Origin of the sequence: Amycolatopsis saalfeldensis (genome assembly GCF_900110575.1) — a bacterium.
In the GTDB taxonomy this organism is placed as follows: Bacteria; Actinomycetota; Actinomycetes; order Mycobacteriales; family Pseudonocardiaceae; genus Amycolatopsis; species Amycolatopsis saalfeldensis.
The window spans coordinates 188,731-201,995 of the sequence record NZ_FOEF01000006.1; the positions used below are offsets into that span (position 1 = coordinate 188,731).

Annotated in this window: 11 protein-coding genes; 5 read left to right on the plus strand and 6 right to left on the minus strand. The window is 72.8% G+C overall.

The annotated features are described in order from the left end of the window. Window positions 1-62 precede the first annotated feature (62 nt). From pdxR to BMY97_RS16360, 3 genes are all read left to right on the plus strand, one after another. Window positions 63-1,484, plus strand: a complete 1,422-nt coding sequence (pdxR, locus tag BMY97_RS16350) for a MocR-like pyridoxine biosynthesis transcription factor PdxR (protein ID WP_091617697.1) — start codon at window positions 63-65, stop codon at window positions 1,482-1,484. After that, window positions 1,481-1,927, plus strand: a complete 447-nt coding sequence (locus tag BMY97_RS16355) for a hypothetical protein (protein ID WP_091617698.1) — start codon at window positions 1,481-1,483, stop codon at window positions 1,925-1,927. The genes pdxR and BMY97_RS16355 overlap by 4 nt, the downstream gene beginning before the upstream one ends. Window positions 1,928-2,028: 101 nt before the next feature. Continuing rightward, a complete protein-coding gene (locus tag BMY97_RS16360; RefSeq protein WP_091617699.1) occupies window positions 2,029-2,460 on the plus strand; it encodes a CBS domain-containing protein in 432 nt (143 codons plus the stop codon). A gap of 3 nt (window positions 2,461-2,463) precedes the next feature. Here BMY97_RS16360 and BMY97_RS16365 read toward each other — a convergent pair whose 3' ends face one another. Then, window positions 2,464-4,023, minus strand: coding sequence for a DUF4139 domain-containing protein (locus tag BMY97_RS16365; RefSeq protein WP_091617700.1), 1,560 nt, complete (start codon window positions 4,021-4,023; stop codon window positions 2,464-2,466). A gap of 86 nt (window positions 4,024-4,109) precedes the next feature. Here BMY97_RS16365 and BMY97_RS16370 point away from each other — a divergent pair, with 86 nt between their 5' ends. Then, a complete protein-coding gene (locus BMY97_RS16370; RefSeq protein WP_091617701.1) occupies window positions 4,110-5,909 on the plus strand; it encodes a Xaa-Pro dipeptidyl-peptidase in 1,800 nt (599 codons plus the stop codon). Here the strand turns inward: BMY97_RS16370 and BMY97_RS16375 are convergent. Both BMY97_RS16375 and BMY97_RS16380 read right to left on the minus strand, forming a co-directional pair. Continuing rightward, window positions 5,906-6,547: a response regulator gene (locus BMY97_RS16375; RefSeq protein ID WP_091617702.1), complete on the minus strand. Its 642-nt coding sequence runs from the start codon at window positions 6,545-6,547 to the stop codon at window positions 5,906-5,908. The genes BMY97_RS16370 and BMY97_RS16375 overlap by 4 nt on opposite strands. Then, on the minus strand, window positions 6,529-7,674 hold the full coding sequence (locus tag BMY97_RS16380) for a sensor histidine kinase (protein WP_091617703.1): 1,146 nt from the start codon (window positions 7,672-7,674) through the stop codon (window positions 6,529-6,531). The genes BMY97_RS16375 and BMY97_RS16380 overlap by 19 nt, the downstream gene beginning before the upstream one ends. Window positions 7,675-8,874: 1,200 nt before the next feature. Between BMY97_RS16380 and BMY97_RS16385 the strand changes: the two genes are divergently transcribed. After that, window positions 8,875-9,918 carry a DUF4192 domain-containing protein gene (locus BMY97_RS16385; protein ID WP_091617704.1) on the plus strand — a complete coding sequence of 348 codons (1,044 nt, stop codon included), beginning with the start codon at window positions 8,875-8,877 and terminating at the stop codon, window positions 9,916-9,918. Window positions 9,919-9,922: 4 nt separating this feature from the next. Here BMY97_RS16385 and galE read toward each other — a convergent pair whose 3' ends face one another. The 3 genes from galE to BMY97_RS16400 form a co-directional block, all read right to left on the minus strand. After that, complete coding sequence (gene galE, locus BMY97_RS16390; protein WP_091617914.1) at window positions 9,923-10,903, minus strand: UDP-glucose 4-epimerase GalE; 981 nt, start codon at window positions 10,901-10,903, stop codon at window positions 9,923-9,925. Between the two features lie 426 nt (window positions 10,904-11,329). Continuing rightward, a complete protein-coding gene (gene galK, locus BMY97_RS16395; protein WP_091617705.1) occupies window positions 11,330-12,514 on the minus strand; it encodes a galactokinase in 1,185 nt (394 codons plus the stop codon). Continuing rightward, complete coding sequence (locus BMY97_RS16400; protein WP_091617706.1) at window positions 12,511-13,233, minus strand: iron-dependent transcriptional repressor DtxR; 723 nt, start codon at window positions 13,231-13,233, stop codon at window positions 12,511-12,513. Before BMY97_RS16400 ends, galK begins: the two co-directional genes overlap by 4 nt. Window positions 13,234-13,265: the final 32 nt, after the last annotated feature.

Sequence of the window (13,265 nt, forward strand, 5' to 3'; positions counted from 1 at the left end):
ATCGGACCAGCAGGAGAGCCAAAACCGCGCTAACTGCGGTGGGCCAATCTAGAATCAGCACGGTGGAGCTGCACATCGACCTGACCGGCCCGCGCGGCCACCGGGACGAGATCTACCGCCAGATCCGCGAGGCCATCCTCGACGGCCGGATCCGCGACGGCGACGCGCTGCCGCCGACCCGCGAGCTGGCCCAGCGGCTGGCCGTCTCGCGCACCACGGTCAGCGCGGCCTACGACCGCCTCACCGCCGAGGGCTTCCTCAGCGGACGCGTCGGCGCCGGCACGTTCGTCCGGTCCGGCGCCGCCCCGTGGCCCGCCGGGCCGGCCGCCGAACCCGCCGCGGGCGTGCGGCCGCGTCCGGAGTGGACGGACGTCCCGCCGCCGCCGCGCTCGTTCGCGGACACCCCGGAGTTCGATTTCCGTTCCGGGGTCCCGGATGTGCGGCTCTTCCCGTTCGACACGTGGCGCCGGCTGACCGCGTCGCGGCTGCGCGAGTCCCGCGCGGAACTGCTGACCTACGGCGACCCGCGGGGCGATCCCCGGCTGCGGGCCGGGATCGCGCGGCACGTCGGCGTTTCGCGGAACGTTCGGGTCCGGGCCGACGACATCGTGGTCACCGCCGGGGCGCAGCAGACCGTCGACCTCGTGGCGCGGGTGCTGCTGGGGCCGGGTGACCTGGCGGCCGTGGAGGACCCCGGGTACCCGCCGCCGCGGCTGCTGCTCGGCACGCTCGGGGTGCGGGTGGCGACCGTCCCGGTGGACGACGAGGGCATCGTCGTCGCGGAGATCCCGGCCGGGACGCGGCTGGTGCACGTGACGCCCTCGCACCAGTACCCGCTGGGCGTGTCGATGTCGCTGGCGCGGCGCCACGAGCTGCTCGACTGGGCCGAGCGCACCGGCGCGGTGCTCGTGGAAGACGACTACGACACGGAGTTCCGCTACACCGGCCGGCCGCTGGAACCTTTGCACAGCTTGGACTCCCACGGCCGGGTGGTGTACGTCGGCTCGTTCTCGAAGGTGCTCTCCCCAGCGTTGCGGATGGGGTTTCTCGCGGCGCCGCCTTCGCTCACCGGCGCCATCGTCAAGGCGAAGTACCTGGCCGACTGGTCCTCGCCGGCGATCGAGCAGGCCGTGCTGGCCGATTTCCTCGCCGAGGGCGGCTTCGCCCGGCACATCCGGCGGATGCGCAAGGTCTACCGCGAGCGGCACGACGTCCTCCTCGGCCTCCTGCGCCGCGACTTCGCCGACGTGCTGGCACCACGGCCGTCGGCGGCCGGACTGCACCTCAGCGCGACTTCCGAACGGGACCTGCGCGCGGTGCTGCCGCGGGCCAGAGCGGCGGGGATCCGCCTGCTCGCGCTGGACGACTTCGCCGTCACCTCACAGCGACACGGCCTGCTGTTCGGCTACGGTGCGATCGCGGCCGAGCGCATCGCGCCGGGGCTGGCCCGGCTGCGCCGGGTCCTGGACGAGGGAGATCGATGACCGACGACGTGATGGTGGCCATCGACGCGGGCCTGCGCCGGCACATCGGCGGCGACCGGGCCGGCGCCCGCGAGGCCTTCGTCAAGCTGTGGGCCGAGATCGGCGCGGACGGCGACCCGTTGCACCGCTGCGCGCTGGCGCACCACCTGGCCGACGTCTGCGACGACCCGGCCGAGGAGCTGGAGTGGGACCTGCGCGCGCTCGCGGCGGCCGATTCGCTCACCGACGAGCGGGTGCAGGAGCACCAGTCGAAGCTCGCGGTGCGTGGTTTCTACCCGTCGCTGCACCTGAATCTCGGTGAGGACTACCGCAAACTGGGTGACTTCGAAGCCGCCCGCCGTCACCTGGAGTCGGCGCGGGAGCGGCTCGACGCGCTCGGCGACGACGACTACGCCGCCGGGATCCGCGCCGCGCTGGACGGGCTGGCCGAACGGCTGTCCTGAGCCGCTCCGTACCACAGGTGAAGGTGGCCCGCTGGACTTTCGCGCACGGCACGGGGGCCTTAGCCTGGTATGTCCCAGCTCACTGCGGAGAAGGGATCGCCATGCGGATTGAAGATTTGCTGCGCGGAAAGGGCACGGCAGTCGCGACGGTCACCCCGGGGACCACAGTGACCGAACTGCTCGCCGGCCTCGCCAAGCACAACGTCGGCGCGATGGTGGTGACCGCCGAGGACGGTGGCATCGCCGGGATCGTGTCCGAACGGGACGTGGTCCGGCGGTTGCACGACCACGGGTCGGCGATCCTCGACGGGCCGGTCGCGGACATCATGACCAAGCTCGTCGCCAGCTGTGGCCCGGAGGACTCCGTCGACCAGCTGAGCGTGCTGATGACCGAGCGGCGGATCCGGCACGTGCCGGTGCTCGTCGAGGGCAGGCTCGCCGGGATCGTCAGCATCGGCGACGTGGTGAAGAGCCGGATGGAACAGCTGGAGAAGAGCCAGGAGCAGCTCGAGGCGTACATCGCCCAGGGCTGAGCGCTATTCGCGCCAGCCGCTCAGCTCGACGCCCTTGGCGACGTCGACGCGGTAGGCGAGCGTCACCGTCCCGGTCGCGCCCGGCGCCAGTGCGAGCAGCCAGGTCAGCTCGCCCAGTTCGGTGCGCTCGGCGGGTTCCGGGGTGGTGCGCACGTCCCGGACCGTGATCGCGTCGTCGCGCGAGACGGGCGACTGGTCGAGCACGGTGACGGCGGCCTCGCGCGGGCCGTGGTTCGTCACGGTGGTGCGGTATTCCGCCTCGCGGCGGCGCTGCCCGGACAGCGTCGCCTTGCTCGCCGTGCGCTTCACCAGCTCACGCTCGACCCGGATGCGGTCGTCGACGCCCAGCGCCAGCTCCAGCTCCTCGCCCGGCGCCCACACGTCCAGCCGGGTGGTGCCGACGAACTCGGCCTCGTGGAACACCGACGCGCGGCCCGGGCGCAGGGTGTGCTCGGAGGTGTTGACGACGGTCGCGCGCAGGTATGCCTCCGCGGCTTGGACCGGCGCGGTCACGTAACCCAGCTTCGCTTCGAGGTCCAGCTGCGCGAGCGTGGTGCGGTGGCCCTGCGCACCGGACGGGATCGCGACCGGGCGGCCCGGCCGGTACGTGACGGCGGTGGCGCCCTGCTCGACGGCGGCGACCTTCGGCGCCATCCGGTTGAGCGAGAACGAGGCGCGGTCTCGCACCATCGCGCTGCCGGGCGCGGCCGCGGCGTAGGCCATGGGCTGGGCCGGGGGAGGGGGCTGGACGCGGTCGAGGTACCAGGGCTGGAGTTCCGGCACCACCACGGTGTTCGCCGGGCGGGCGGTGGACAGCGCCAGCTCGCATTCCGGCCAGTCCTCGCCGGTGTGCTGGCTGACCAGGCCGTGGGAGGTCACCGTGACCTGCGCGCCGCGCACCCGCACGTCGTAGCCCGGTTCCCAGCTCGCGCCGGGGACCACATAGGACAGTTCCAGCTCGACTTCGCCGGTTTCCTCTCCTGCCAAGGGTTCCAGCTCGACGGTCACCGCGGAACTGTCCTGTTCGGACTGTGCGCTGTGGGCCTCGATCCGCCGGTCCAGCGCGGCGAGGTCCTCGCGGAGCCGGTCCAGCCGGGCGTTGACGGCGCGGCGGCCCTTGAGCGCGGCGGCCAGCTGGGTACCGAGCGCGTCGCTGACCTCCGCGACGCGGCCCGGCTCCGCGTCTCCCGCGGCGAGCGCCTTCGCGAAGCTGGTTCCGCTGCGTCGCGCGACGCCCGTCAGCATCTCCACCTTCGCTGCTTCGGCCGCTTCGTCGTCCGCAGCGGCGTCGAGCGTCGCCTGGCCTTCTCGCCGCTGCTCGACGAGCGCGCGCAGCGTCGCGTCCGCCGGCTCCGCGTGCTGCTCGAACGAGACGTCGACGCCGGTGACCAGCGCGGCACCCGTGCCGGTGACGCGTACGGATTCCGCGTCGAGAGCCAGCGGCAGTCCGGCGATGCGCAGCCGCGCGCCGTCGTTCAGGCTCGCGCGGCCGCGGCGGGTGATCCGCGCCTGCTGCGGGTAGACGGTGACGGCGACGATCGGGGCTTCCACGGTGGTGGCCATACCGGCGACGTTAGTCGGTAGACGCGGCGCGCGGTTGCCGGAAGTGTGAGGTCTGCTCGCCCGCTTCGTCCTGCTTGGGGGTTCTGGTGAAGGTTTCTCGGGTCGCCCTGGTGCTCGGCGTCGTGCTGGCGCTGCCGTTCGGCTCGGCCGTGGCGCAGGCGGACCCGCCGCCCGCCCCGGTGTTCACCGGCGGGCAGGCGCAGCCGGTGTTCGACCCGGCCGACGTGCTGCGCGAGGACGTCTGGGTGACCGCGCCGGTGGACAGCGACCACGACGGGCGCGACGACCTCGTGCACGCCCAGGTGGTCCGGCCGCGCGCGACGTTGCAGGGCATGAAAGTCCCTGTCGTGTACCAGGCGAGCCCCTACTTCGCGGGCGGCAACGACGTCGCGAACCACAACGTGGACACCGAGCTGAACGTGCCGGCGGAGGGGCCGCGGGTGCCCACCCGGCGCGTCGGCCCGCAGGCTCCCATCGGCTGGAGCTACCAGGACTACTTCACCGCGCGCGGATTCGCCGTGGTGTACGGGGAATCGCTCGGCACCGGCTCGTCCACCGGCTGCCCGACCACGGGCGACGTCAACGAGACGGCCGGCGCCCGTTCGGTGGTCGACTGGCTGAACGGCCGCGCGCCCGCCCGTGACGCCGCGGGCGCGCCCGTCACGGCGGGCTGGAGCACCGGCCGTACCGGCATGATGGGCGTGTCCTACAACGGAACCCTGCCGAACGCCGTCGCGAGCACCGGTGTCGAAGGCCTCGAGACCATCGTGCCGATCGCCGCCATCTCCAGCTGGTACGACTACTACCGCAACGCCGGCGCGGTCGTCGCGGCCGGCGGTTACCAGGGTGAGGACGCCGACGTGCTCGCCGAGTACGTCTACACCCGCGCCGACCGGCAGGTCTGCCGCCCGGTGATCGACGGCCTGACCGCGGCCCAGGACCGGGTGACCGGCGACTACAGCCCGTTCTGGGACGTGCGGAACTACCGCAATGACGTCAGCAAGGTCCACGCGTCCGTGCTCGCCGTGCACGGGCTGAACGACTGGAACGTGAAGACCGACCAGGTCGCGACCTGGTACGAGGCGCTGAAGGCCCACGGCGTCGAGCACAAGATCTGGCTGCACCAGTTCGGGCACAACGACCCGCTGTCGCTGCGCCGCGACGTCTGGCTCCAGACGCTGAACAAGTGGATGTCGCACTACCTGTACGGCGTGGACAACGGGATCCAGAACGAGCCGAAGGCGACCATCCAGCGCGAGGACAAGTCCTGGACCGACGAGGCGGACTGGCCCGCGCCGGGCACGACCGGCGTCAAGGTCTACCCGTGGCCCGGTGGGAAGGCGAAGGGCACGCTGGACACGCACAACCCGGTGCCCGGCCGCCCCACCGTCGAGACTCTGTCCGACGACGCGGGAAAGACGATCGAGCAACTGGTCGACGCCGCGTCCTCCGGTAACCGCCTGCTGTACGCGACTCCGGCGGCTCGCCTGCCGTTACGGCTTTCGGGCACCGCGCGGGCGGACCTGGAGCTGTCCTTCGACCGCCCCGCCGCGAACGTCACCGTGGTCCTCGCCGACCGCGCGCCGGACGGGACATCGCACGTGATCAGCCGCGGCTGGGTCGACCCGCAGAACCGCACGAGCCCGGCCGTCACCACACCCGTCACGCCGGGCACGCCGTATCGGATCGGGGTGGACCTGATGCCGAAGGACTACGTGCTGGCCGCCGGCCACCGTCTGGAGTTCCTGCTGGCCTCCAGCGACCACGACTACACCCTGCGGCCCGCGCCGGGCGCCGGGCTGGCACTGGACCTCACCCGCACGTCGGTCACGCTGCCGGTGACCGGCGGGCGCGCCGCGCTTTCGGCGGCGTTCCCGGCCCGCTAGTCCGCGATCCCGGCCCGGTACGCGAAAGCCACGGCCTGCGCGCGGTCCCGGAGCCCGGCCTTCGAGAAGAGGTGGTTCACGTGGGTCTTGACGGTCGCCTCGCTGACCACCAGCGTGCGCGCGATCTCGGTGTTCGACAGCCCCGCCGCGATGAGCCGCAGCACCTCGATCTCGCGCGTCGTCAGGCCTTCGACCTCCTGGGCGCGCACCGGGGCCCGCCGGGTGGCGGCCTCCACGAGCCGTTGCTGCAGTTCGCCGTCCACTGTGGACTGACCGGCGGCGGCGGAGCGCAGGGCGCGGGCGATCGCCTCGGCGTCGGCGTCCTTGGTGAGGAAGCCGCGGGCGCCGGCCTTGAGCGCGGCCAGCAGGGAGTCGTCGTCGGTGTAGGTGGTGAGCACGACGACCTCGGTGCCCGGGTGCCGCGCGCGCACCAGCTCCGTGGTCTCGACGCCGTCGCGGCGCGGCATGCGCAGGTCGACCAGCAGGACGTCCGGCCGGTGCTCGGCGACGAGGTCCAGCGCGGCGACGCCGTCCGCGGCCGCGCCGACGACCTCGACGCCCGGCAGCAGCCCGAGCAGCGTCACCAGGCCCTCCCGGACCACGGCCTGGTCGTCGGCGATCACCACGCGCAGGTCCACGCCGGCACCGTCAGGTGAATCCGCCATCCGTCCTCCCCCGGCCCGCTGACCAGTTCTCCCTCGAGCAGCGCGACCCGTTCGCCCATGCCCCGCAAACCGTATCCCGCCGCCGGCGCGTCCGGCGGCCGCCTGCCCTGCCGGTCGGCGATGGTCAGCTCCACCTGCTCGGGTGAGAAGACCAGGGTGACGTCGACGTCGGCCTTCTGCGCGTGCTTGCGCGTGTTGGCCAGCGCTTCCTGCACCGCGCGGACCAGCGTGGTGCCGACGGCCGCGTCGAGTTCCCGCGGCTCACCCTCCACGACGAGGTCCGCCCGCGCACCGGTGTCCAGCCGGTAGCCCGCCAGCAGGTCGGCCACCGCGCGCTCGACCGGCACGGCGTCCTCCCGCAGCGCGGCGACGGCCTTGCGCGCCTCGGCCAGCCCGTCCGACGCCAGCTTCTGCGCGCGTTCGACCTGGGCGACGGCGTCGGGGCTGGCGCCGTCGCGGACCAGCATCAGCCGCGCGCCCTGCAGGTTCAGTGCGAGCCCGGCGAGTGAGTGGGCGAGCACGTCGTGCACCTCGCGGGCGATCCGCGCGCGCTCGGCCAGCGCGGCGGCGCGCGCGTGCTCCTCGGCCGCTGTCTGCGCGCGGGCGAGCGCGAGTTCGGTCTGCTCCAGCCGCGCGCTGCGGCCCCGCCGGTTGGCGGCGAGCAGGAGCATGACCACGGGGAGGGAGAGGATCGAGACGGCGCTCAGCCAGTCGAGCCGGTGTATCCAGGCCATCGCCACGATGGCGATCACGCTGAGCACGGTGGCGGCGGTGGTGAGCACCTTGCCGTACGCCCGCATCAGGTAGAACGTCGTGCTGAACATCGCGACCGACGTCAAGCTGTTCGGCTGCAGCACCCATAACGTGCCCGAACTCATGATCACGACGACCATCCCGGCCGGCAACACCCAGGCAGGCCGCGCCGGCGGCCTCAGCATCGGCACCGAGCAAACCAGCGTGACGCCGATCAACGGCCACAACCACCCGCTCGCCCCGGGAATCGAGACGAGCATCGGAAACGAGACCAGCCCCCAGCGCAACCAGTCCAACGGCCCCAGCGGCCGCCGTTCCTCGCCGGTCGTGATGGTGACGGTGTCCATGTCCCTCCCGGGTGCTTGTACGAAAATGTACTTGCAGCGGCCCACTCGCGCGGCTTCCTGTCCGGTTCCACTGGGCGGCTTGCGTTGCTTGGCTCCCCGCGTGGCTTGTCTGCGTGGCTTCGCTGGGTGGCTTGCGTTGCCTGGCTTCGCTGGGCGGCTTGCTTGCATGGCTTCCTGCCTGGCTCCGCCGGGCACCTTGCGTTGCGTGGCTCCCTGTCAGGCTCCGCTGGACGGCTTGCGTTGCGTGGCTCCTCGCGTGGCTTCAGTGAGCGGCGTCCGGCAATTGCGCTGGACCGGAGCTAAGCGCGCTTTCGGGGTCGCGCCGGTTCGCCGCACTTGCCGTGTTCTCCGCAGCTGTCTTGCAGGGCCTATCGGCGGCCTGGTCCGCCGCTGGGCCCTCCCCGCGGCGACGGCCCTGCCTGCTCGCCGCCGCCGCTCGTCACAGCCATTTTGCAGGGCCGAGCCGCCTTGCCCGCCGCAACTGCCGCAGCCGTCTTGTCGGTCGCAGCTGGTTGCTCGCCCCAGAGTCCTGCCCGTTGCGCCAGCCCGGCTCGCGGAAGTGCGCGGGGTCCTGCTCGCGGCGACGGCCTTGCCTGCCGCGGCCGCTGCAGCGGCCTTGCTCGCTGCAATCGTCACAGCGGCCTTGTCCGCTGCAGCCATCTTGCTCGCCGCCTCGCCCTGCTCGCTGCAATCGTCTTGCCCGCCCCAGCCGCCTTGACCGCCGCAACTGCCGCAGCCGTTCTGTTCGCCGTGCTTGCCGCGTCCGTTGGGCCGCTGCCTTGTTCTTCGCGCCAGTCGCAGCGGCCTTGTCCGCCTTGCTCGCCATATCCGCCGCAGCCGTCTCGTGGTCGCGTCGCCCCAGCCTGTCCACCCCGAGCGTGCGCACCCAACCAGCCTGCCCACCCCAAGCGTGCGCACCCAACCAGCCTGTCCACCCGACCCAACCCCGCGCTGCCCAGCCGAATCCCTTCCGGCGTCCGCCGTCGATCGCCCTGCACCCGGGCTTCCCGGCGCCGACCACCCTGCCCGCGGACTTCCCGGCGCAAAGGAGCCGCGCACCCTAGCCCACCCCACCGACAAAACCCGCCCTCGGCAGCGCGCCCGCCCCGAGTTGTCCACATCGGCCCGCGCCGGCCCGGGTTTGTCCACAGATTCGCGACCGCTCCCCACCGGCTCCGATTTCTCCCGCAGAGTGGAGGCGTGACCACCTCGACACCGCCGGGCTCGGCCCGGCCCGTACTCACCGACCCCGCACAGCTGATCGTGGCGCTCCCGTACCTGCTCGGGTTCACGCCCGCGGACTCACTCGTCCTGCTCGGGCACCGGCCGCCCGGCACCGGCATCGGCCTGATGCTGCGGGCGGACCTGCCGCCCCGAGACCTGTTCGCGTACCAGGCCGATGCGCTCGCTCCGCGCTTCCGGGGCGCCGTTCACGTCGGCGTCACGGCGGTTGTCGTCGGCGGCCGCGCCGAGCCCGGTGGAGGGCCGCCGTTCGCCGAGTTCGTCGCCCAGCTCCGGCGGGCGCTGGACGAGCACGGCCAGCGGCTTCTCCATCCACTGTGGACGGCCGCGATCGAGGAAGACGCGCCCTGGGCGTGTTACCGCGACGACGACTGCGGCGGCCTGCTGCCGGACCCCCGTGGCACGGTCATCGCCGCCGCCACGACGAAGGCGGGGCTCGTCTCGTTCCCGAGCCGCGAGGACGTGGCCGCGTTGCTGGAGCCACGCTCGCGGGAGGCGATCGTCCGCCGGACCGTGCTGCTCGGTCGCGCCGCGCAGCCACCCTGGGACACCGAAGACGAGGTCGCTGCGGCGGCTGCGGAGGTCCGCGCGGCGTTCCAGCGGAGAAGGGCTGGCACCGGTGACCTCGACGACGAACAGGCGGTGCGCCTCGCACACGCGCTCACGATCAAGCCGGTCCGGGAAGCCTGCCTCGCGCTCGCCCTGCCGCCGGGCACCGAGGTGGCCCTGGAAGCGGAAGGCTTGTGGCTCTCGCTGGTCAAGGAGCTGCCCCCGCCGCATCGCGCCGAGGCCGCCTGTCTGCTCGCGTACACGACCTTGCTCCGGGGCGAGGGCGCGCTGGCCGGGATGGCCCTGGACAACGCTCTCGAGGCGAGTTCCGGACACTTGCTGGCCCAGCTGCTGTACGCGGTGTGGAACCGGGGCACCGACCCGGCGAAGCTCGCCGGCCTCGGGGCCGGGTCCGAAGTGGACCTCGGCCTCGAGGACAGCGGCGATGGATGACGGGTCAGGACCGCCGCGAGCGGGTGAACTCCCAGGCGTCGGAGACGATGCCCGTGAGGTCGGTGCGCTCGGGCTTCCAGCCGAGTTCCTCGGCGGCCTTCGCGCTGGAGGCGACGAGCACCGACGGGTCGCCGGCGCGGCGCGGGGCCACGACGGCCGGGATCGGGTGGCCGGTCACCTCCCGGCAGGCCTCGACGACCTCGAGGACCGAGAACCCGGTGCCGCTGCCCAGGTTGTAGATGCGGTGCTCGCCCGCCGCGGCGTGGCTCAGGGCCAGCTGGTGGGCGTCGGCGAGGTCGACGACGTGGATGTAGTCGCGGACGGCCGTGTGGTCGGGCGTCGGGTAGTCGTCGCCGTAGATCGAGATGTGCTCGCGGTCGCCGGTGGCGACCTGGAGGACGAGGGGGATGAGATGGGTTTCCGTGGTGTGCCGCTCGCCGAAGGCCTGGTACGCGCCCGCGACGTTGAAGTAGCGCAGGCTGACCGCGGCCAGGCCGTGGGCGCGCGCGAAGCTGGTGATGGCGTGGTCGATCGCGAGCTTGGACGCGCCGTAGGTGTTGGTCGGCTGCGTCGGCGCGGTCTCCGGGATCGGCGAAGACTCCGGCTCGCCGTAGGTGGCCGCGGTGGAGGAGAACACCAGGCGCGGCGTGCCGTTGGCCTTCATGGCCTCGAGCAGGCGCAGCGAGGTGACGACGTTGCCTTCCCAGTACTTCGCCGGGTCCGTCATCGACTCGCCGACCAGCGACTTCGCGGCGAAGTGCAGGACGCCGTCGAAGCCCTCGCCGAGGATGTCGGCGGCCACCGCGGCGGCGTCACCCTGGATGAAGCGGGCGTCGGGGTGCACGGCGTCGGCGTGGCCGGTCGACAGGTCGTCCACGACGGTGACCTGGTGACCGGCCTCGATGAGCCGCGCGGCGCACACACTGCCCACGTACCCGGCGCCACCCGTGACGATCAGTTTCAGGGGGCTCTGCTGGTCGGTCACGTCGTGGCCTTTCTGCTGAGGGTGGTGACTGTGCGGCACAGTCTTCCCTTACGGCGACGCGACGACCCGCCCGGGGGTTGCCCCGGATGGCCCAGCGCGGCGATCGGGCTTCGCCGGAGCCGACGCCGCCGCAGCCTGTCTCGGCCGTCTCCGGCCGACAGCGCCGCGGTGGATCGGGACCGGCCGGATCGGGCCACGCCCTGGGGCGGCGGGCCGGCTACTCCAGATGGGACTGTCGAACGGCGCGCGAGAACCGTTACCGAACAGCGCGCCGGGACCTCCGTCAAACGGCACGCCGTCAAACGGCACGCCGTCAAACGGCACGCCGTCAAGCGGCGCGCCGGGCACGCCGCCGAGCGACGTCGCCAGGACGCCCAGCCGCCGAGTGCTCCGCCGGGAACGACCACCGGGGCTCCCGGCTCGGGATCAGACCTCGTCGCGGCCGGCGCCTCGGGAAGGAACGGCTGTGAAGGTCCGCGGGCGGCGGAGGCCGGCGTTGTCGAACGCGGCCTCCACGGCGGAGCGGACCGTCTCCAGGTCGGCCTCGCGCACCAGCGCGATGGCCGAGCCGCCGAAGCCGCCCCCGGTCATCCGGGCGCCCAGCGCGCCGGCCGCCCGGGCGGAGTCGACTGCCAGGTCGAGTTCGGTGGTCGAGATGCGGTAGTCGTCGCGCATGCTCACGTGCGAAGCGTCGAGGTGCGGGCCGATCTCGGCCAGCTTGTCCTGGTGCAGCAGCGCGACCACGTCGAGCACCCGCTGGTTCTCGGTGACCACGTGGCGCACCAGTGGCGCGAGTTCGTCCGGGAGCTGGGCCAGCGCGGCGGGCAGGCCTTCGAGCGTCACGTCGCGCAATGCCTTGACGCCGAGGAGCTCCGCGGCGCGCTCGGTGCCGCGGCGGCGCTCGCCGTAGCCGCCTTCGGCGTGGGAGTGCTTGGTGCGGGTGTCCATGATCAGGATCCGCACGCCGGCCTCGGCCAGCGGGAACGGGACCTGCTCCATCTCGCCCGAGCGGACGTCGAGGAACAGCACGCACGACTCGGTGCAGCACAGCGAGGCCGTCTGGTCGAGGAGCCCGGTGGGGGCGCCGACGAAGTCGTTTTCGGAACGCTGCACCCAGAGGGCGATCTGCGGCCGGTCCGGCGCACCGGGCGTGTCGCCGTCGATCTCGACGCCGGCGAGGCCCAGCAGGGCCAGCGTCACGGCGCACTCCAGCGCGTGCGAGGAGGACAGGCCCGCACCCGACGGCACGTCACCGGCGATGACCAGGTCGGCGCCCGCGGCATAGCCCTGGTCGCGCAGCACCCAGGCGACGCCCGCCGGATAGGCGGCCCAGCCCGCGACGGACCGGGGCTCCAGCGACGCGATCTCGAGCGGTCCGGAGTGCTGGAGCTGCCCGTCGTCGCCGAGGGTGGCGACGTTCAGCACCCCGTCCTGGCGCGGCGCCCCGGCCGCGGCCAGGCGGTGGGGCAGGGCGAAGGGCAGTACAAAGCCGTCGTTGTAGTCGGTGTGTTCGCCGATCAGGTTGACGCGGCCCGGCGCGGACCAGACCCCGGCCGGGGCCCGGCCGTGGATCCGGTGGAACGCCTCGGCCGCTTCGGTGGCCGGGCTCACCTGGCCTGCGCCAGCACCGCGTGCAGGGCCGACGTCGCGACCTGTGCGCTGCAGTCCGTGCCGGTGACCTCGATGGTCACGCTGCCGCCGTTCGCCTTGCCGATCCGGACGCGGCCGCCGGGCACGATGCCGACGGACTTCAGCTCGGTCATCAGCGACTCGTCCAGCTGGACGTGCTCGGCGATCCGCCGGATCTCGACGTCGCCGCCGCCGGTGCGGGCGAACTCGTCGAGCCGCACCAGGTCCGACTCGGGCGGTGGGGCGGGGTCGCCGTCGCCGAGCTTGTCCAGGCCGGGAATCGGGTTGCCGTACGGCGACGTGGTCGGGTGGTCGAGCAGCTTGACCAGCTTGCGCTCCACCGCCTCGCTCATCACGTGCTCCCAGCGGCAGGCCTCGGTGTGGACGTGCTCCCACTCGAGGCCGATGACGTCGACGAGGAGACGCTCGGCCAGGCGGTGCTTGCGCATCACCGCGATGGCCAGCTCGCGGCCGTGGTCGGTCAGCTGCAGGTGCCGGTCGTCGGCGACGACCACCAGCCCGTCGCGCTCCATCCTGGCCACGGTCTGGCTCACGGTCGGGCCGCTCTGCTGCAACCGTTCCGCGATGCGGGCCCGCAGCGGGACGACACCCTCTTCTTCGAGCTCGTAAATCGTACGCAAGTACATCTCGGTCGTGTCGATGAGATCGTTCACGCTGTCCCCTTCGTCCGCGTAGCTCATCGTAGTCGTTGGCCCCGACAGCGACGGCGCGC

What these genes read in the sequence shown, in the direction of transcription:
- BMY97_RS16400 (WP_091617706.1), bottom strand. Translation starts at nt 13,233, where the DNA reads ATGAGCTACGCGGACGAAGGGGACAGCGTGAACGATCTCATCGACACG.
- BMY97_RS16365 (WP_091617700.1), bottom strand. Translation starts at nt 4,023, where the DNA reads ATGGCCACCACCGTGGAAGCCCCGATCGTCGCCGTCACCGTCTACCCG.
- BMY97_RS16360 (WP_091617699.1), top strand. Translation starts at nt 2,029, where the DNA reads ATGCGGATTGAAGATTTGCTGCGCGGAAAGGGCACGGCAGTCGCGACG.
- BMY97_RS16355 (WP_091617698.1), top strand. Translation starts at nt 1,481, where the DNA reads ATGACCGACGACGTGATGGTGGCCATCGACGCGGGCCTGCGCCGGCAC.
- BMY97_RS16380 (WP_091617703.1), bottom strand. Translation starts at nt 7,674, where the DNA reads ATGGACACCGTCACCATCACGACCGGCGAGGAACGGCGGCCGCTGGGG.